The sequence below is a fragment of the Roseococcus sp. GW821-FHT12F05 genome (assembly GCF_058806835.1).
Genome location: NZ_JBXAQB010000001.1, coordinates 830,346 through 848,777 on the forward strand (window position 1 = coordinate 830,346; position 18,432 = coordinate 848,777).

Genomic DNA, 18,432 nt, shown 5'->3' on the forward strand with positions numbered 1-18,432 from the left:
CGCGGCTGCGCGCTGGTCACCGTCCAAGGGAGAGAACGATCATGACGGCCCTTCATCGCCGCCTCCTGCTCGCCGCCGCGGCAGCTGCCCCCGCCGTCGGGCCCGCCTCGGCGCAGCCCTGGCCGAACCGGCCCGTGCGCATCATCGTCCCGCTGGTTCCCGGCGGCACGACCGACGTGATCGCCCGGGCCATCTCCGAGCCTCTGGGCCGGTTGCTGGGCCAGCCGGTGGTGGTCGAGAACCGTCCCGGCGCCAATGGCTGGATCGCCAACGAATACGTGATGCGGGAGCGGCCGGACGGCCACACGCTGATCGCGAACAACGTCTCCACCGGCGGCATCAACTCGGCCCTGGCGGGCGATCGGCCGCTGGTGCCGTCGCGCAACCTGGCGCCGATCACCAACCTGATCGAGGCGCCGCAGGTCTTCGTGGCGCCCGCGGATTTCCCCGCGGCGACGCTCGGCGAATTCGTCGCGCGCGCGAGGGAAGCGGGCGCTCCGCTGGTCTTCGCCTCGGCCGGCATCGGGTCGTATCAGCACATCGACCTGGAGGCGCTGGCCCGGCGCGCCGGCATCACCCTGGTCCACCTGCCGCTGCGCGGCGCGGGGGAGGTCATGCCCACCATGCTGCGGGGCGACGCGCAGATCACGGAGCTCGCTCTCAACACCACCCTGCCGCAGATCCAGGCCGGCCGGCTTCGGCCGCTCGCCTCCGTCACGGCGGCGAGGCTGCCGCAGGTGCCCGATACGCCCACCACCGCGGAGGCCGGCTTTCCGGAGCTGGTGACGACGCTGTGGAACGGCCTGTTCGCGCCCGCCGGCACTGCGCCGGAGATCATCTCGACGCTGCATGCGCGTGTGACCGAGGTCCTGCGGGAACCGGGCCTCCGCTCCTCGCTGGAGCGTCAGGCCCTGATGGTGACGCCGAGCAGGAGTCCGGCAGAATTCGCGGAATATGTGGCGCGCGACGTCGCGCGCTGGACGGCGCTGATCCTGGAGCTGGGGATCACCGTGGCCTGAGCTACCCCAGCTCGATACGCGCCGAGCGCACGACCTCGCCCCATTTCGCCATCTCCGCCGCGACAAATCGGCGAAACTCCTCGCTCGTCGAGCCCTGCGGCACGCTGAAATCCTGCGCCAGCCGCTCGCGCATCTCCGGCGTCTCCAGTCCGCGCCGGATCTCCGTGTTCCAGCGAGCCACGATCTCCGGCGGCGTCCGCGCGGGCATGACCAGCCCAGTCCAGTTCACCACGAGGAAGTCCGCGAAGCCGGCCTCGATCATGGTCGGCACCTGGGGCAGCGCCGGCGAGCGCTCGGCGGTGGTGACGGCCAGCGCCCGCAGATCACCGGATTCGATCAGCCCGCGCACCGGCGGCGGGCTGGAGAAGTAGAAATCCACCCGCCCCGCCAGCAGGTCGGCCGTCACGCCGCCGGCGCCGCGATAGGGCACCACCAGCACGTCGGCGCCGATTCGCTGTCCCAGGAGCTCGCTGGACAGGTGCGCCAGCGTGCCGTTGCCGGGGTGGCCGGCCTTCAGCGGCTCGCGCGCGGTGCGGATCGCCGTGGCCAGCTCCTGCATGGTCTGCCAGGGCGCGGTCCGCGCCACCACGAGCACCAGCGGCTGCAGCGCCAGCTGCGAGACAAAGGCGAAGTCCCGCATCACGTCGTAGGGCATGTTGCGATAGAGCGAGGGGTTCACGGCGAGGTTGGAGCATTGCCCCATGCCGATGGTGTAGCCGTCGGCCGGTGCCTTCGCGGTGGCATCGAGGCCGATATTGCCGCCGGCGCCGGGCCGGTTCTCCGGCACCACCGTCCAGCCGGCCACGGCCAGCATGCGCGCGGCCACCTCGCGGCTGATCGCATCCGTGCCGCCGCCGGGCGGGAAGGGGACGACCAGCCGGATCGGCCGGTCCGGATAGGCGGGCTGGGCCCGCGCCAAGCCAGGCGCGGCGAGCGCGGTGGCCAGCAGGGCGCGGCGGGCTGTCGTGATTGGCATCATGCCGCGGCCTCCCCGCCGCTCGATCGTCCAGGGACGTCCTACACGCCCCGGCCCCCGAGCGGGAGCCCGGGGGTCAGGCGGATGGGGTCTGGTCGAGGAAGCCGATCACCGAGCGGATCCTCCCGCCCTCCACGACCAGCACGTCCGAGCCCTTGATCGGGTGGTCTGGCCCGAGGCCCCAGGAGAAGCGCACGAAGTCGCCGTAACCGTCGGCGGGCTTCAGCAGGTCGAAGCGGAAGCCCGGGAAGCGCGCCTGGACCGCGCCGACCAGCGCGTCGATCTCGGCATGGCCCTGCCCCTTCATGACAGGGTCGATATAGGTCGCGCCCTCCGTCCAGGATTGTTCCAGCATCGCCTGACGGCGCCCTGCATCCGTCTCGTTCCACAGCGCGATGTAGCTTTCAGCGATGTCCTTGGCGTTGGTCACTAAAACCTCCTCACTCGATCGCCCGGCCATTCCGGACGACACGGAAGATGCGGAGGTCGAAGCGGGTACGCGATTACGTGGCAGGTAATCGCGCAAGCGGGGCGGGCCTCGCCATAAGCGGCTGGCCAACGACAGGAGCCCGCCATGCCCGCCTATGCCATCGCGCAGCTGAACGACGTCCAGCTCGGCCCGGAGATCGCCGACTACCTGCTGCGCATCGACGAGACGCTGTCGCCCTTCGGCGGCCGCTTCCTGATCCATGGCGCCGAGCCGGAGGTCGTGGAGCCCGGCTGGACCGGCCACATCGTGGTCATCGCGTTTCCGGACATGGAATCGGCCAAGGGCTGGTACGAGTCAGCGGCGTATCAGGCGATCCTGCCGCTGCGGGCGAGGAACTCGAACTCCACCGCCTTCCTCATCGAGGGCACGAAGGAGGGCTACCAAGCCAAGGATCTCGTGGTCCAGCTCATGACCTGAGCGCCGCCGCCGTCGCGTCGTCGGCCGGGAGAAAGGCCTCGATGGCCAGTTCCGCCAAGCCGATGTCGCGCGGCGCGCCGAAGACCATCGATGTGCTGATGAAGCTTAGGACGCCCTGCTGAGTCTTCAGTTGAAGTGGCACGGCCAGGGAAGCGAGGCCGTCGTCAACCGCTTCGTCGCCCTCATGCGGATAGGACTCGAGCTCCTGGCGCAGGGAAGCGAGCACGGGATCGCCGCTCTCCGCGATCTGCCGGCCGAGCCGCGACAGCAAGTGCTCGCGCCATTGCGCCAGGTTGGCGATGCGTGGCGCGAGCCCGGTCGGATGCAGCGAGAGCCGCAGCACGTTCACGGGCGGCGCGAGCAGGGACGGGTCCACTTCGGCCAGCAGCGGCGCCACGCCGGCATTCATCGCAACGAGGTTCCAGTGACGGTCCACCGCAATCGCCGGGAAAGGCTCGTGTCCGGCCAGGATGCGCTGCACGGCCGCGCGGATCGCGGAAAAATCCGGATCGTCCAGCCCACGCTCGCGATAGAACGGCGCGTAGCCGGCGGCGAGCAGCAGCGCATTGCGCTCGCGCAGCGGAATGTCGAGCTGCTCCGCGAGCAGCACCACCATCTCGCGGCTGGGCTGGGAGCGGCCCGTCTCCAGAAAACTCAGGTGACGGGCCGAGACGCCGGCATCCAGCGCGAGGTCGAGCTGGCTAATGCGCCGCCTCTGCCGCCACTCTCGCAGCAGATCACCGACGGCGCGCGTCATCTCACTCGGCGGCGGCCGGTGTGGCTTCGACCACCTTCGGCTGGGCTTCCATCCAGGCGAAGTACAGCTCGCGCGCCTTCTTCGCGAAGGGCCCGGGCTGCAGGTCGCGGCCGTTGTAGCGGTTCACCGGCTGCACCTTGGCGTAGTTGCCGGTGGAAAAAATCTCGTCCGCCGTCTCGAGCTCGTCCGGCCGCACCGCGCGCTCCTCGACCGTCACGCCAGCCTCGCGGAGCAAGCCCATGATTCGGCGGCGGGTGATCCCGGCGAGGAAGGTGTGGTTCGGCGCCGGCGTCACCACCACGCCGTCCTTCGCGAACCAGATGTTGGAGGTGGCGAATTCCGCCACGTTCCCCGCGATGTCGCAGAGCACGGCATTGTCGGCGCCATGCGCCCGCGCCCAGGCGGCGGCGCGCTGGCTGTTCGGGTAGAGGCACGAGGCCTTGGCGTCGGTCGGCGCCATGTCCGGCGCGGGCCGGCGATAGGGCGCCATCATCGCCGAGAAGCCGGAAATGCCCGGCAGCGGCGCGTCGTAGATCGCCAGCAGGAATTCCGTGCTGTCCGGATCGGGCTGCGACGAGCCGATGGAGTTGCGCACGAAGAACATCGGCCGGACATAGACCGTGGCCTCGGGCCCCATGCGCCGGATGCCCTCGCGCGCCAGGGCCTCGATCTCCCCGGCGGTCTTCGGCGGCTTCATGCCCATGACCAGGGCCGAGCGGACCGCGCGGGCGCAGTGCTGGTCGAGGTCCGGCGCCCAGCCGGTGATGGCCCGCGCGCCGTCGAAGATCACAGAGCCCTGCCAGAAGGCATTGTCCATGGGGCCGAGCAGCTTCGGCTCTTCGGCCGACCAGACGCCGTTGTAGTAATACACGCCAGCCATGGGCTTTCTCCGCGGATCAGGCCGCCGTGTTTGCCATGGCGGGGACCGGCGCGGAACCCTCGTCCCTCCCTTGGGGCGCCTGCTCCTCCCGCAGCATGTAGTCGCGGGTGAGAGGCAGGGCGTCGACGGTCCGCGTGAGCTGGATCTGCCAGTTCATGTGCCCGCCGTGGCGGAAGGCGCTTTCCGAGCCCGCCAGGTAGAACTCGAACATCCGGCAGAAGCGCTCGGTGTGGCGGGCGCGGATCTCCTCGCGATGGGCGGCGAAGCGTTGGCTCCATTCGCGGAGGGTGAGCGCGTAGTGCAGCCGCAGGATCTCCATGTCGGTGATCCAGAGCCCGGCCTTCTCCACCGCCGGCACAACTTCCGAAACAGCCGGCGAGTAGCCGCCCGGGAAGATGTACTTGTTGATCCAGGGGTTGGTAGCCCCCGGCCCCGTGGATCGGCCGATGCCGTGGACCAGCGCCACGCCGTCCTCGCGCAGCGTCCGCGCGATGGCGCCGAAATAGGCGCCGTAGTGGTTGATGCCCACATGCTCGACCATGCCGACCGAGACGATGCGGTCCATCGGCCGGTCCCAGGCGCGATAGTCCATCAGCTCGAAGCGCACCTGGCCGGCCAGGCCGGCGGCCTCCGCCCGGGCCCGGGCGATGGTCAGCTGCTCCTGCGAGAGGGTGATGCCGGTCACCCGCGCGCCGTATTCGCGCGCGAGCGTCAGCGCCATGCCGCCCCAGCCGCAGCCGATGTCCAGCACCTCGAGCCCCGGCCGGTCCAGCCGCAGCTTGGCCGCGATGTGCCGCTTCTTGGCGAGCTGGGCCTGCTCCAGCGTCTCGTTCCCGGTGGGGAAATACGCGCAGGAGTATTGCCGGTCCTCGTCGAGGAAGAGTCCGTAGACCGCCTCGTCGATGTCGTAGTGGTGGGAGATGCGCCGCCGGGCGAGGCCCGCGGGGTTGAGCTGCCGGAAGCGGCGGATGGCCCATCGGCCCCAGTCCAGCATCCAGGCGAAGCCCGGATCGCCGCTGAGCGTCTGGTTGAGGCTCAGCACGTCCAACATGTCGTGGAGCGTGCCGGCAATCGGCTCGATCTCGCCGTCCATGTAGAGTTCGCCGAGCGCGAGGGACGGGTTCATCGCCATGCGGCGCACCGCGCGGCTGGTCTTCAGGTGAAGTCCGCCGGCGGGATCTCCCCCCGGACCGAAGGTGGCCTCCTGGCCATCAGGAAAACGTACGACGAGCGCGCCCCGTTGGACGAAGCGGCGCAGCATCCTGTGCAGCACCTCTGTTTCTCCCAACTTTCCAGGACATTATGTTACGCCCAAGGAGGCCACGCTCCGCAAGCCACCTGTCGATGCATTCCAAGCATGGCCAGGATGTGAGCCCGTCGCCTTGAAGGAACACTACTCGTAACGGTTTGTAACGCCTGGTGCGGGGGGCCGGCTTGCGGCCTGTTGTGAGCCCTCCGGGCTCGGACTAGCCTTCCGCGCATAACAGGGGGAGGAACCCGAGATGACCATCCATTTCGTCGTGCACGACGAGGGGGATTCCGTGGGTGTCGTGGTGGTCGAGGGGCTCAGCGCGAGCAACCGCATCAACGGCTGGGTCATGGACCAGGACAAGATGATCGAGTTCGACGCCAAGTCGGACATCCCGATCGGCCACAAGCTGGCGATCAAGCCGATCAAGGCCGGCGACACCATCATCAAGTACGGCGTGGATATCGGGAAGGCGATCGCGGACATCGCGGCCGGCGAGCACCTGCATGTCCACAACGTCAAGACGAAGCGCTGGTAGGGGAAACGGCATCATGGGCATGAACCTGAAGGCCGGCTCCTTCGAGGGCTGGCGGCGCGAGAACGGGCGGATGGGCGTGCGCAACCACGTCATCATCCTGCCGGTGGACGACCTCTCGAACGCGGCCGCCGAGGCGGTGGCGAACAACATCAAGGGCGCGATGGCAATCCCGCACGCCTATGGCCGCCTGCAATTCGGCGCGGACCTGGACCTGCACTTCCGCACGCTGATCGGCACGGGGACCAACCCCAACGTCGCCGCCGTGATCGTGATCGGCATCGAGCCGGGCTGGACGGGCAAGATCGTCGAGGGCATCGCGGTGAGCGGCAAGCCGGTCGAGGGCTTCGCCATCGAGCAGAACGGCGACATCAACACCATCGCGTCGGCCTCGCGCGCGGCCTATCGCATGGTGAAGCACGCCTCGCGGCTGAAGAAGGTGAAGGCGCCGCTGGCGGAGCTCTGGGTATCCACCAAGTGCGGCGAGAGCGACACGACCTCGGGTCTCGCCTCCTGCCCGACGGTGGGCAATGCCTTCGACAAGCTCTGGGAGGCCGGGCACACGCTGGTCTTCGGGGAAACCACGGAGCTGACCGGCGGCGAGCACCTGGTGGCCGCGCGCTGCCGGACGCCGGAGATCCGCCAGCAGTTCCAGGCGATGTTCGACCGCTACCAGGACGTGATCGAGACCCATAAGACGAGCGACCTCTCCGACAGCCAGCCCACGAAAGGAAACATCGAGGGCGGGCTGACGACCATCGAGGAGAAGGCGCTCGGCAACATCCAGAAGATCGGGAAGAAGTGCCTGGTCGACGGGGTGCTGGACAAGGCGGAGGCGCCCACGCATCCGGGCCTGTGGTTCATGGACAGCTCCTCGGCGGCGGCAGAGATGGTCACGCTCTGCGCGGCCTCGGGCTACGCGGTGCACTTCTTCCCGACGGGGCAGGGCAACGTCATCGGCAACCCGATCCTGCCAGTGATCAAGCTGACCGCGAACCCGCGCACGCAGCGCACCATGTCCGAGCACATCGACGTGGACGTGACGGGGCTGCTGCAGAAGAAGATGAACATGGACGATGCCGGCGAGGCGCTGCTCGACTGCATGCTGCGCACGGCGGATGGCGAACTGACGGCGGCGGAACTGCTGGGCCACCGGGAATTCTCGCTGACGCGGCTGTACGAGAGCGCCTGAGGATCAGCGCTGGCGCCGCCCGCAGGGGCGGCGCCGGACGCCACATGCCGCAGGATCGGCGGAAACTCTCGATCCGGGCTTACTTGTGGATGACGCCCGAGTCCCGGAGATAGGCCAACAGTGGCAGCAGCGGCAGCCCGAGGATGGCGGAGTGATCCCCCCGGATCTCCCGCATGAGTTGGATTCCCATTCCTTCCAGCCGGTAGGCGCCGACGCTGGAGGTCACGTAGGCGCCTTCCCTGGCCAGGTATTCGTCGAGGAAGGCCTCGGAGAAATCCCGCATGGCCAGCCGCGGCGTGGCGACGTGATGCCAGGCACGCTCGCCGTTGCGCCAGACGACGGTCGCCGTGACCAGCTCATGCGGGCGGTTGCGCAGCCGGTGCAGATGCGCGCGGGCGGCCTCGACGTCGACCGGCTTGTCAAACCACTCGTCCTCGCAGACCAGGAGCTGGTCGGCGCCGATGACGACGGCGTCGGGATGGCGCCGGGCGATCCGCGAGGCCTTGGCATCGGCCAGCAGGGTCGCGGCATCGGCGGCTGAGACGCCCTCGGCCTTCGCGCTCTCCTTGATGGTGGCCTCGTCCACCGAGGCGGGCACGGCATCGAATTCCAGCCCGGCGCCTTCGAGCAGGGCGCGGCGGGACAGACTCTGGGAGGCGAGGATCAGCTTCAAGCCCTGGTCCCCAGGATGGTGGCCGCGGGGTCCTCCGGCGCGGCGGCCGGCTTCGCGTGCTTGGCGTGCCAGAGGTCGACCTGCTGCATCACGGTGGCGGCCGTCTCCTCGATCGAGCGGCGCGTGACGTCGATCACCGGCCAGCCACGGGCGGCGCAGAGGCGGCGGGCGGCGAGGATCTCCTTCTTCACCGCCTCGGGGTCCACATACTCGCTCTCGCCCATGCGCATGCCCTCGGCGCCGATGATGCGGAGGCGGTGGCGGCGAATGTCGAGCAGCGCGATCGGATCGATGGTCAGGCCCACGACGGGGCAGGGCGGGTTCTCGAGCTCGGGCGGCAGGGCCGCGCCGGGGACGAGCGGGATGTTCGCCGCCTTCACGCCGCGGTTGGCCAGGTAGAAGCAGGTCGGCGTCTTGCTGCTGCGCGAGACGCCGACGAGCACGACGTCGGCATTGGCGATGCCCGCCGTGCCCTGACCGTCGTCGTGGCTCAGCACGTAGTGCATGGCGTCGATGCGCCGGAAGTAATCGGCGTCCATGACGTGCTGGGCGGCGCGCTTCTCCATGGCTCGCGTGCCGACCTCGGCCTGGAGCAGCTCGGTGACGCTGTCCAGCACCGAGAGGCAGGAGATGCCGAGGCGCGAGCAGGTCTCCTCCAGCGTGTGGCGCAGGCTGCGATCCACCAGGGTGAAGATGACGGGGCCCGGCTCCTGCTCGATGCCCTCGATCACGCGGTCGAGGTTCATGCGCGACCGCACCAGGAACCATCGGTGCTGCACGATGCCGGGATTGTCGAAGCGGGCGATGACGGCGCGGGAGATGCTGTTCAGCGTCTCGCCTGTGCTGTCGGAGACGAGGTGGAGGTTGGTGTGCCGGGTGGCCATAGCCTGTGGATCACTTTGCCGGTGTTGTGGGGATGATGGGGATGGATCGGGCGGCATCGCAATGGTCGCGGGGTCAGCGGGGACAACCGAAACATGTTTCACCCGCCTGTATGAGTCCGCGGCGGGGTGGCCGGCTTCCGGGACAGATCGATGACAGGAAGGCGGCAGGCCGGTTGCCGAGCGAGTCAATCCCAGGGAAAAGGCTGTGGATGATTCCGGGCTGGATTGCCTCCCCGTTATCCACAGGCCCTACCTACCACCACCACAAGACTTCTTCTTTTTCTTTTTCTCTGGTTTGGTCCCGGCCATGACAGGCAAGCCCATTCTCCAGGTGCTCTCAGGCGAGAGCGTCTGGCCACCACCGGCCTGGCTCATGCGGCAGGCGGGGCGGCACCTGCCGGAATACCGGGCTATCAGGGCCCAGGCCGGCAGCTTCATGGACCTCAGCCTGAACCCCGAGCTGGCGGCGGAGGTCACGCTGCAGCCGGTGCGGCGCTACGGCGTGGATGCCGCGATCCTGTTCTCGGACATCCTGATCGTGCCCTGGGCGATGGGTCAGGGCCTGACCTTCGCGGAAGGGGAAGGCCCGCGTCTGCCGCCGATCCGCGACCGGGCCGGGCTGGAGGCGCTGGACGTCGCGGGGGCCGCGGCCAGGGCGGCGCCGATCATGGGGACGGTGCGGCGGGTGCGGGCGGCGCTGGAGGCGGAGCATCCGGGAACCACGCTGATCGGCTTCGCCGGCGGGCTGTGGACGGTCGCCTGCTACATGGTCGAGGGCAAGGGCGGCGGCGAGTTCAAGCAGGCCCGCCGGCTGATCCACGAGGATCCGGGCTTCTTCGGCGAGCTGATCGCGAAGCTCGAGGCGGCGACGCTGGCCTATCTGCTGGCCCAGGCCGAGGCGGGCGCCGAGGTGCTGATGATCTTCGACAGCTGGGCCGGCCAGCTCCCGCCGAGCGCCTTCCGCAAATGGGTGATCGAGCCCACGGCGCGGCTGCGCCAGGCGCTGAAGGCGGCGCGGCCGGACATCCCGGTGATCGGCTTCCCCCGGCTGGCCGGCCCCATGCTGGCCGAATACGCCGCCGCCACGGGGGTGCAGGCGGTGGGGATGGACACGGCGATGGACCCGGCCTGGGCGGCGGCCCATATCCCGGCCTCCACGGCCCTCCAGGGCAACCTGGACCCGGAGGCCCTGCTGGCGGGCGGCGAGGCCCTCCGGCGCGAGGCTGAGGGCATCCTGGCGGCCGTGAAGGGGCGGCCCTTCATCTTCAACCTCGGCCATGGCGTGGAGCAGCCGACGCCGCCGGAGCACGTTACGGCCCTGATGAAGCTTCTGCGGGCGGCTTGAAAGCGCGCCGAGAGCGGGTATGTCCCCCGCATGGTCAGGAATCCCAGATGACGCGGCGCGTGGCGGTGGTGCTGTTCAACCTCGGCGGGCCCGACGCCCCCGAGTCCGTGCGGCCCTTCCTGGTCAACCTCTTCACCGATCCGGCGATCCTGCGGGTGCCGGATTTCGTCCGGCCCTGGCTCGGCCGGCTGATCGCCTGGAAACGGGTCAAGGCGGCGCGGGAGAACTACGCCATCCTCGGCGGGAAATCCCCGCTGCTTGAGCTGACGAACGAACAGGCACGTGCGCTCGAGGCCGTGCTGAACACGAAGGAGCCGGGCACCGAGTACCGCTGCTTCGTCGCCATGCGCTACTGGCACCCCTTCTCCGACGAAGCCGCGCGTGCGGTGAAGCAGTGGGGCGCGGATGAAATCCTGCTGATTCCGCTGTATCCGCAGTTCTCCTCGACCACGACGGGAAGCTCCGTCACGGCCTGGAACGGAGCCTGCGCGGAGATCGGGCTGTCGCTGCCGACCACCACCCTCTGCTGCTTCCATTCGGATGCCGGCTTCGCGCAGGCGACGGCGCGGCTGGTGGAGGAGGCGCATGCCAAGGCGCGGGCGGCGCTGCCCGAGGATGTGAGACTGCGCGTGCTCTTCTCCGCGCACGGGCTGCCGGAGCCCATCGTGAAGGCCGGCGATCCCTATCAGTGGCAAGTGGAGCGGACCATGGAGGCGGTGGTCGCGGCCATGGACATGCCAGGGCTCGACCACATCGTCTGCTACCAGTCCCGCGCGACGCCACAGAAGTGGATCGGCCCGCCGACCGAAGCCGAGATCATCAGGGCGGCGGAGGAGAAGGTGGCCGTGCTGATCTGCCCCATCGCCTTTGTCTCCGAGCATTCCGAGACGCTGGTGGAGCTGGATGTGGAATATCGGCATGTCGCCGAAAAGCACGGGATTCCCGGCTATTTCCGGGTCCCGGCGCAGAACGCCGATGCGGGGTTCATCGCGGCCCTGGCTGACCTGACCCGGCGCACCCGGCATTCGGCGCGCACGCTCTGCAGCTTCGCCGGGGCGCGCCAGTGCCCGCGGCAGCACACGGACTGCCCGCATGCCAAGGTCCAGACGCTGCTCGCGAAGGCCGCATGAGGATCTCCTCCATCGGGGCCGTGCTGTTCGACTGCGACGGCGTGCTGGCCGACAGCGAGGGCGTGGCCAATGGCGTCGTCGCCGAGGAGCTGACGGCGCTCGGCTGGCGGATGGACGCCCATGAGGCCCAGCGCGAGTTCCTCGGCATGGCCCTGCCCGACATGGAGCCGAGGATCGAGGCCCGCCTCGGCCGGCTGCCCGAGGGCTGGTCGAAAAGGCTGGCGATCCGCATCCAGGAGGATCTGGCCACCGGCCTGCTCCCCATTCCCGGCGCCGAGGAGGCGCTGCGCACGGTGCATGCCGCCGGCCTGCCCATGGCGCTCTGCTCCAACTCCTCGCGTGGCGAGCTGGCGGTGAAGATGCGCGTGCTGGGCTTCGGACATTATTTCGCCGGCCGGATCTTCAGCTTCGAGGATGTGGAGCTGCCGAAGCCCGCGCCCGACCTCTACCTGGCCGCGGCGAGGGCCTGCGGCATGTCGCCGGAGGACTGCCTCGTGGTGGAGGACAGCGCGACCGGCGCCGCCGCCGGCATGGCCGCGGGCTGCCGGGTGCTCGGCATCGTGCCGGGCATCGGCGTGCCGCATATCGAGGGCATGGGGCAGCTGGCCGCCTGGCTGGCGGGCCTGGACGGCTGAGCCCGTTCCCCCGAGACTGGGGACGGGGGAAACCATCACATGCCGGACGTCGCCGCCGCGACCAGCGTCGAGACGCGCCAATCCTGGATCATCGCCATCGCGGCCCTGACCATGCTCGCCATGGCCGCGGGCGCACCGCTCATCGTCGTGGTCGGGCTGGTACCGATCGCCGAGACCTTGGGCGGCGGCCGCTCTCTGCCGTCGCTGGCGAGCTCGGTGGCCTATATGGGCAGCGGCATCGGCGGCGTGGTCTGCGGGCTGCTGGCGGCGCGGATCGGGCAGCGTCGCGTCGCCATGATGGGCGGAATCGCGATCTGCGCGGGGCTGTTCCTGGCCTCGCTGGGGCATTCCTGGTCGCTGCTGGCGGGGATCGGGCTCGGCGTCGGAATCTTCGGCAACGGCGCGCTGTTTCCGCCGATGTTCGCCTACGTCTCGCTCTGGTTCGACCGGCGGCGCGGCACCGCGCTCGCGCTGGTCTCCTCGGGCCAGTACATCGCCGGCTTCCTCTGGCCCTTCCTCTTCGAGCGCGCCATCGCCGCCTTCGGCTGGCAGCGGACCATGCAGGCCTATGGCATCCTCGCGGCCTGCGTCGTGCTGACCGTCGCCGCGCTGGTGCTGCGGCCGGCGCCCATGCCCCAAGTCGGGCCGGGCACGATCCGCACCGTCGCCGGCGGGCGCGTGCTGGGCATGGCCCCCAACATGGCGATGTTCCTGATCGCGGCCTGCTCCTTCCTCTGCTGCGTGCCCATGGCGATGCCGGCCGCGCATCTGGTGGCCTTCTGCGGCGACCTCGGGATCTCGGCGGCGCGCGGGGCGTCGATGCTGTCGGTGCTGCTGCTGAGCGCCTTTCTCGCCCGGCAGTTCTGGGGCTGGCTGTCGGACCGGATCGGCGGGTTGTGGACGGTGTTCCTCGGCTCGATCGCGCAGGTCGTGGGAATGCTGGGCTTTCTCGCGACGCAGGACGAGGCGGGGCTGTTCTTCGTCTCGGCGGCCTATGGCCTGGGCTTCGGCGGCATCGTGCCGGCCTATGTGATGGCGGTGCGCGGACTGTTCCCCGCCGCCGAGGCCAGCTGGCGCGTGCCCATGATGTTCTTCGCGAGCCTCGGCGGCATGGCCTTCGGCGCCTGGCTGGCCGGCGCGATCTACGACGGCGTAGGCTTCTACGCGGCGGCCTGGTGGGTGGGGATCGGCTTCAACCTGGTCCAGCTCGCGATCATGGTGTTTCTGCTGACGCGGCAGCACCGGCACGGGGCGGCGCTGGCCTGATCGCCGCGGCGGTCAGTCCAGCACGAGACCGGTGGACTCCACGATCGGCGCCCAATAGGCCAGTTCGCTCTGCCAGAAGCGGCCGAACTCCGCGCCGTCCATCGCGGCCGGGATGGTGCCCAGCTCGCGCAGGCGGCGCTGCGTCTCCGGATGGTTCACGGCCGCCAACGTCGCCGCCTCCAGCCGCGCGCGGATCGGCGCCGGCGTCGCGGGATGCACGCAAAGCCCGGCCCAGCTCTGGTTCACGAACTCCGTCAACCCGCCCTCGGCCAGCGTCGGCACCTCCGGCAGGACGGGCACCCGATCGCGCGAGCTGACGCCGATCGGCCGCAGCGAGCCGCCCTGCACCAGCGCCAGCGGCCCCGGCACGTTGTCGATCATCATCAGCAGGCGCCCCGCCATGATGTCCTGCATGGCCGGGATGGAACCGCGATAGGGCACGTGGATCATCTCGGTGCCGGAGAGCTTCTGGAACAGCACGCCGGAGAGATGCATCGAGGTGCCGTTGCCGGCACTGCCGAAGCCGTACTGGCCGGGGCTCGCCTTGATGTGGGCGATCAGCTCCCGGAGGTTCGTGACCGGCACGTCCCGGTTCACGACGAGCATGTTCGGCACCAGGCAGATATGGGCCAGCGGCGCAAGGTCGCGCACGGGGTCATAGGGCATGCGCCGATAGAGGAACTTGTTGAGGACCAGCGTGCTCGAATTGCCGTAGGCGAGGGTGGTGCCGTCCGGCGCTGCGCGCACGACCTCGTTCGTGCCGACGATGCCGCCCGCGCCGGAGCGGTTCTCCACCACCACCTGCTGCTGCAGGACCTCCGACATGCGCTGCGCCACCAGCCGCGCGACCGTGTCCGTGGAGCCGCCGGGCGTGTAGGGCACGACGAGGCGGATCGGGCGATCGGGCAGGCCCTGGGCCAGGGCCGGGCGCGCCAGGGCGGCGGCGCCGAGGGCCAGCGCGGCGCGCCGGCCCCTGGGAGGAAGCATCGGTCCGTTGCTCATGCAGGCCTCCGGGCGGTGATCCGCCGCGGCCGATGCTAGCTTTGTTCCGAAGCTACGGGGAAGTGCCCATCAGAACCGGCGCAGCAGCCGGTCGATGTATTCCAGCTCCTCCGGCGGCCGTTCGCGCTCGGCGCCGCGGCGCCGCAGCTCCTCCTGGAGGCGGCGGGTGCGCAGGAGCTCGGCTTCCTCGGGCACGCGGGTGTCGCTGCCGTTGTCCGCATTGCCGGTGTTCTCGCGGCCGCGGCGGCCGAGCGGATCGCGGCCCTCGCCGAGCTGCTGCTGCCCGTCCGGGCCCTCGCCGCCCATCTCCATGTCGCCGGGGCCGTCCTCGTCGCCCTCGCCTTCCCCCTCGCCCTGACCCTGGCCGAACTGGCGCTGCATCTGCTGCGCCATCTGGCGGCCCCCCTCCTGGAGGCGGCGCATGGCCTCCTGCTGGTGCGGCCGGGCGTCGGTGCCGTTGCCGAGGGCTTCCTGCGCCTCGCGCATTGCCTGGTCGGCGCGGCCGAGGGCTTCCGGAACCTCCCCGGTCAGGTCGCCCTGCTGCTGCATGAGCTCGCCCAGCGCCCGGCGGAGCGCGCGCTGGCGGCGGGCGTCGGATTGCGCGCCCTGCTGGGCCTCGCGCTCGGCCTGCTGCTGCTCGGGGCTGGGCTGCGGGCGGTTCCAGGGGGTCTGCTGCTGCTGGCGGCGCTGCTGCTGCGCGCGCTGCTCCGACTGCTCGGCGCGGCGCTGGCCCTGGTCCACCATCTCACCCTGGCGGCGCACCATGTCCTGCACGGCGCCCATCTGCTGCTGCCCGCGCTCCCGCTGGCGCTGGCGCTCGGGGCTCTCGCCGCGGGCGACCCGGCCCTCCTGGAGGGCGCGGAGCATCTCCTCCAGCTCGGCCAGCTCGCGGCGGGCGTCCTCCATGCGGTTCTGGCGCGCGGCTTCTTCCATCCGGCGGGTGCGGCGGTCCATGTCGCGCTGGTCGAGCATGCGCTGCTGCGGGTCGTAGGGCAGGGCCTCGGCGTTCTCGCGCTGGAGGCGCTCGGCCATGGCTTCCAGGTGCCGGCGGATGGCCTCGCGGAGCTGCTCGATGCGGCGCTCCACCTCGCTGCGCTGCTGCTCGTCCTGCGGATTGCGCTCGGCTTCGTTCAACGCCTCGCGGAGCTGGCGCTGCGCCTCGGCCAGCGCCCGGGCGGTGCGGGTGTCGCGGCCTTCCTCGAGGGCGAGGGCCGCTTCCCAGAGGAGCTCCTGCACCTCCGCGATGGCCTCGGGCCGCCGGTCACGCTGGAGCTGGCCGCGCGTGGTGCGCAGGGCGAGCAGCGTGCCGGAATCATGCTCGAAGGCCTCGGGCTCGTTGGTCAGCCGCTCCAGCTCGCGCATGGCGGGGCTGCGGGCGGTGGGGTTCAGCGAGAGCCCCTTGCGCACGTCGATCATGGCGCGTGCGACCGGATGGTTGAAGCTGCGCTCCGGCAGGGTGATCGCCGCCTCTTCCGAGGTCCCTTCCTGCCCGGCGCCGTCGCGCGCGACGAGCTGGAGCAGCACGGGAAGGCCCGCCCAGGGATGCGCGGAGAGGTCCGGCTGCGCGAGGCCGCGCGCCTGCTTCGGCGCGGCGGAGGGCAGCGTCATGTCGAGGGTGATGGGCGTCGCATCCGGCCGGGCGGCGAGGCGGAACTCGGCGCGCAGGGCGACCACGCCCCAGTCGTCCTCGGTGCGCCAGGGCACGCGCAGCGCGAGGCCGCGGGGCGAGCGGGCGGGCGCCTCGGTGAAGGCGGCGATCGGCGGCGCGTCGGCCTGGACGGCGAGGTTCCAGGCCACCAGCTCGCGGCCCTCGCGCTGGATGGCGACGCGCGCCCCCGCGGAGAGCGTGGTCTGGGCCGTGTGGCTGCCGCCGCCCAGCGCCTCGAAGGCCAGGCCGGGGGCGCCCGAGATCTCCGGTACGGCCGAGCCGCCGCCGCCGGAGACGGCGACCTGGAGGCGGCTGCCGGTCGGCACGGTGGCGGTGCCCCCGCCGGCGGGCAGGAAGATCGGCGGGGCGCCCGTGTAGTTCGGCGGCGTGACCCAGGCCTCGTAGCGCAGCGGCGCGGGCGGGATCGAGGCCGCGAAACTCGGCATCAGGCCACGGGCCAGCAGGGCCGGCGCATCGGCCCCGGCGATCACCAGCGCGGCCGTGAGCGCGACGAGAAGCCCGCCGCGCAGCGCCCGGGGATCGAGGGCGGCGAGGCCGGGGCGCGGGCGCCCCACGCGCAGCCGGCGGATCATCCGCCGCATCCGGGCCTGATGGGCGGTCCAGAGGGCGAGGCCCGCTGGATCGGTGGTGGCGGGCGTGTCCTGCAGGGTCGCCAGGGGCCGGTGGGACAGGCCCGTCGCGCGCTCCAGCCGCCGGTCGGTCGCGGCGGCGTCGGGGAGGCGGAACCGCATCCAGCCGCGCCAGCCGGCCCAGCCGAGCGCCCCGAGCAGGGCCAGCAGCACCGCGAGGTGGAGCCAGGCCGGCAGCAGCGCGGGAAGTCCGAGCAGCGCGAAGACGGCGAAGAGGCCCAGGACGCCCAGCGCGGGCCAGGCGGACGGCCAGGCGGCCTCCCACCACAGGGCGGCCCGGGCGAGCGCGCGCTTGCGGCGAAGGCTCGGCTCCGTCATCCCGCGGCGGGTCCCTCGGCCCAGGCCGGCAGGCGCTGGCCCACCAGCAGGGCATCATAGGACTGGCGATCCCGGATCACGGAGAAGCGGGCGCCCTCCACCATGACCTCGGCCGCGAGTGGCCGGGCATTGTAGGTGCTGCTCATGGAGGCACCGTAAGCCCCGGCGTCCAGGAATGCCACGAGGGAATCCGGGGGCAGGGCCGGCAGGTCGCGCCCCTTGGTGAAGGTATCGCTGCTTTCGCAGACAGGTCCGACCACATCTGCCGGAGAAAGCGGCGCATGGAAGGCCGCCGGCGAGACCGGGAGGATGCCGTGCCAGGCCTCGTACATGGCCGGGCGCAGCAGGTCGTTCATGGCGGCGTCCACGATCACGAAGCGGCGGGTGGTGGCGTGCTTCTCGACGATGACACGGGCCAGCAGCACACCGGCGGGGCCGACGATCCAGCGGCCGGGCTCCAGCATGATCTTCACGCCGAGGTCGCCGAGCCCGGCCTTGATGGCGCCGGCCAGGGCGGAGGGCGAGCCCGGGACCTCGTCCCGATAAGGGATGCCGAGGCCGCCGCCGCAATCCACGCGCTGGACCGGGTGCCCCGCTGCCCGCAGCTCGCGGACGAGCTGGCCCAACCGCTGGTAGGCCGCGCGGTAGGAGCCCACGCCCTGGGCGATCTGGCTGCCGATATGCACGGTGAGCCCCACCGGATCGAGGCCCGGCAGCGCGCACATGCGGGCATAGAGCTCCGGCGCCGTGGCGAGGGGCACGCCGAACTTGTTCTCGGTCAGGCCGGTGGTGATCTTGGCGTGGGTCTTGGCGTCCACGTCCGGGTTCACGCGCAGCGCCACCCGGGCGCGGCGGCCGAGCGAGGCGGCGACGCCGCTCAGCATCTCCGCCTCCTCGGCGGATTCGATGTTGAGCTGGAGGATGTCCTCCGCGATGGCCAGCCGCATCTCGCGCTCGGTCTTGCCGACGCCGGAGAAGACGATGGCCGAGGGGGGCACCCCGGCGGCCCGGGCCCCGCGCAGCTCGCCCTCGCTGACCACGTCGGCGCCCAGGCCCTCGCTGGCCAGCAGGTTCACCACGGCGAGCGCCGGGTTGGCCTTGGTTGCGTAGTGGATCGAGGCGTCCAGCCCGGCCTCGGCCAGGGCGTCCTTCAGCATCCGGGCGCGGCGGCGCAGCGTGCCGGCGGAATAGACCCAGGTGGGCGTGCCGACGGCGGCGGCGATGCGCGCCAGCGGCACCTCCTCCACCATCAGCCCGGCGAAGGGGTCCATCGCCAGGGCGGGGCGGGCGGCGAGCAGGTCGCCGAAGGAGGGGTCGGCGCTGTCGAAGACGGCGGGGGCGGGAGCGGCCATTGCGATAGATAAGG

18 protein-coding genes are annotated in these 18,432 nt (G+C 70.9%); 8 read left to right on the forward strand and 10 right to left on the reverse strand.

All coding sequences use genetic code 11. From position 1 onward, the window contains the following. Positions 1 to 41: 41 nt before the first annotated feature. Positions 42 to 1,019, forward strand: coding sequence for a Bug family tripartite tricarboxylate transporter substrate binding protein (locus tag AC1ROY_RS04210; RefSeq protein WP_493147324.1), 978 nt, complete (start codon positions 42 to 44; stop codon positions 1,017 to 1,019). Between the two features lies 1 nt (position 1,020). Here the strand turns inward: AC1ROY_RS04210 and AC1ROY_RS04215 are convergent, their stop codons facing one another. Further along, complete coding sequence (locus tag AC1ROY_RS04215; protein WP_493147325.1) at positions 1,021 to 1,998, reverse strand: Bug family tripartite tricarboxylate transporter substrate binding protein; 978 nt, start codon at positions 1,996 to 1,998, stop codon at positions 1,021 to 1,023. A 73-nt stretch (positions 1,999 to 2,071) separates the two neighbouring features. Next, positions 2,072 to 2,425: a nuclear transport factor 2 family protein gene (locus AC1ROY_RS04220; RefSeq protein WP_493147326.1), complete on the reverse strand. Its 354-nt coding sequence runs from the start codon at positions 2,423 to 2,425 to the stop codon at positions 2,072 to 2,074. Positions 2,426 to 2,569: 144 nt separating this feature from the next. On the opposite strand from AC1ROY_RS04220, the gene AC1ROY_RS04225 reads away from it, so the two are divergent. After that, positions 2,570 to 2,902, forward strand: coding sequence for a DUF1330 domain-containing protein (locus AC1ROY_RS04225; RefSeq protein WP_493147327.1), 333 nt, complete (start codon positions 2,570 to 2,572; stop codon positions 2,900 to 2,902). Here AC1ROY_RS04225 and AC1ROY_RS04230 read toward each other — a convergent pair. Genes AC1ROY_RS04230 through AC1ROY_RS04240 form a run of 3 tightly spaced genes read right to left on the reverse strand, consistent with a single transcriptional unit; the run spans position 2,892 to position 5,800 of the window. Beyond that, positions 2,892 to 3,659 (reverse strand): helix-turn-helix domain-containing protein, encoded by a 768-nt coding sequence (locus AC1ROY_RS04230; protein ID WP_493147328.1) that lies wholly within the window; start codon positions 3,657 to 3,659, stop codon positions 2,892 to 2,894. The two genes, AC1ROY_RS04225 and AC1ROY_RS04230, sit on opposite strands and share 11 nt — an antisense overlap. Position 3,660: 1 nt before the next feature. Then, complete coding sequence (locus tag AC1ROY_RS04235) at positions 3,661 to 4,539, reverse strand: branched-chain amino acid aminotransferase (RefSeq protein WP_493147329.1); 879 nt, start codon at positions 4,537 to 4,539, stop codon at positions 3,661 to 3,663. A 16-nt stretch (positions 4,540 to 4,555) separates the two neighbouring features. Beyond that, positions 4,556 to 5,800: a class I SAM-dependent methyltransferase gene (locus AC1ROY_RS04240; RefSeq protein WP_493147445.1), complete on the reverse strand. Its 1,245-nt coding sequence runs from the start codon at positions 5,798 to 5,800 to the stop codon at positions 4,556 to 4,558. A 241-nt stretch (positions 5,801 to 6,041) separates the two neighbouring features. Between AC1ROY_RS04240 and AC1ROY_RS04245 the strand changes: the two genes are divergently transcribed. Both AC1ROY_RS04245 and AC1ROY_RS04250 read left to right on the forward strand, forming a co-directional pair. Continuing rightward, positions 6,042 to 6,326 (forward strand): UxaA family hydrolase, encoded by a 285-nt coding sequence (locus AC1ROY_RS04245; protein ID WP_493147330.1) that lies wholly within the window; start codon positions 6,042 to 6,044, stop codon positions 6,324 to 6,326. A gap of 13 nt (positions 6,327 to 6,339) precedes the next feature. Next, a complete protein-coding gene (locus AC1ROY_RS04250; RefSeq protein WP_493147331.1) occupies positions 6,340 to 7,515 on the forward strand; it encodes a UxaA family hydrolase in 1,176 nt (391 codons plus the stop codon). A gap of 79 nt (positions 7,516 to 7,594) precedes the next feature. Here AC1ROY_RS04250 and AC1ROY_RS04255 read toward each other — a convergent pair whose 3' ends face one another. Then, the gene (locus AC1ROY_RS04255) at positions 7,595 to 8,188 is read right to left on the reverse strand and encodes a Maf family protein (RefSeq protein WP_493147332.1); all 594 of its coding nucleotides are present in this window, start codon (positions 8,186 to 8,188) and stop codon (positions 7,595 to 7,597) included. Continuing rightward, positions 8,185 to 9,072, reverse strand: a complete 888-nt coding sequence (locus tag AC1ROY_RS04260; protein ID WP_493147333.1) for a pyruvate, water dikinase regulatory protein — start codon at positions 9,070 to 9,072, stop codon at positions 8,185 to 8,187. Before AC1ROY_RS04260 ends, AC1ROY_RS04255 begins: the two co-directional genes overlap by 4 nt. A gap of 307 nt (positions 9,073 to 9,379) precedes the next feature. On the opposite strand from AC1ROY_RS04260, the gene hemE reads away from it, so the two are divergent. From hemE to AC1ROY_RS04280, 4 genes are read left to right on the forward strand one after another with little or no spacing between them, the layout of a single operon-like run. Beyond that, positions 9,380 to 10,417, forward strand: a complete 1,038-nt coding sequence (gene hemE, locus AC1ROY_RS04265; protein ID WP_493147334.1) for a uroporphyrinogen decarboxylase — start codon at positions 9,380 to 9,382, stop codon at positions 10,415 to 10,417. Positions 10,418 to 10,464: 47 nt separating this feature from the next. Further along, positions 10,465 to 11,547 (forward strand): ferrochelatase, encoded by a 1,083-nt coding sequence (gene hemH / locus AC1ROY_RS04270; protein ID WP_493147335.1) that lies wholly within the window; start codon positions 10,465 to 10,467, stop codon positions 11,545 to 11,547. Next, on the forward strand, positions 11,544 to 12,182 hold the full coding sequence (locus tag AC1ROY_RS04275) for an HAD family hydrolase (protein ID WP_493147336.1): 639 nt from the start codon (positions 11,544 to 11,546) through the stop codon (positions 12,180 to 12,182). The genes hemH and AC1ROY_RS04275 overlap by 4 nt, the downstream gene beginning before the upstream one ends. A 39-nt stretch (positions 12,183 to 12,221) precedes the next feature. Continuing rightward, positions 12,222 to 13,448, forward strand: a complete 1,227-nt coding sequence (locus AC1ROY_RS04280) for an MFS transporter (protein WP_493147337.1) — start codon at positions 12,222 to 12,224, stop codon at positions 13,446 to 13,448. A gap of 12 nt (positions 13,449 to 13,460) precedes the next feature. Here the strand turns inward: AC1ROY_RS04280 and AC1ROY_RS04285 are convergent, their stop codons facing one another. From AC1ROY_RS04285 to lysA, 3 genes are all read right to left on the reverse strand, one after another. Continuing rightward, positions 13,461 to 14,450, reverse strand: a complete 990-nt coding sequence (locus AC1ROY_RS04285; RefSeq protein ID WP_493147338.1) for a Bug family tripartite tricarboxylate transporter substrate binding protein — start codon at positions 14,448 to 14,450, stop codon at positions 13,461 to 13,463. 69 nt (positions 14,451 to 14,519) lie between these two features. Further along, the gene (locus tag AC1ROY_RS04290; RefSeq protein ID WP_493147339.1) at positions 14,520 to 17,066 is read right to left on the reverse strand and encodes a TIGR02302 family protein; all 2,547 of its coding nucleotides are present in this window, start codon (positions 17,064 to 17,066) and stop codon (positions 14,520 to 14,522) included. Continuing rightward, positions 17,063 to 18,418, reverse strand: coding sequence for a diaminopimelate decarboxylase (lysA, locus tag AC1ROY_RS04295; RefSeq protein ID WP_493147340.1), 1,356 nt, complete (start codon positions 18,416 to 18,418; stop codon positions 17,063 to 17,065). The genes AC1ROY_RS04290 and lysA overlap by 4 nt, the downstream gene beginning before the upstream one ends. Positions 18,419 to 18,432 lie beyond the last annotated feature (14 nt).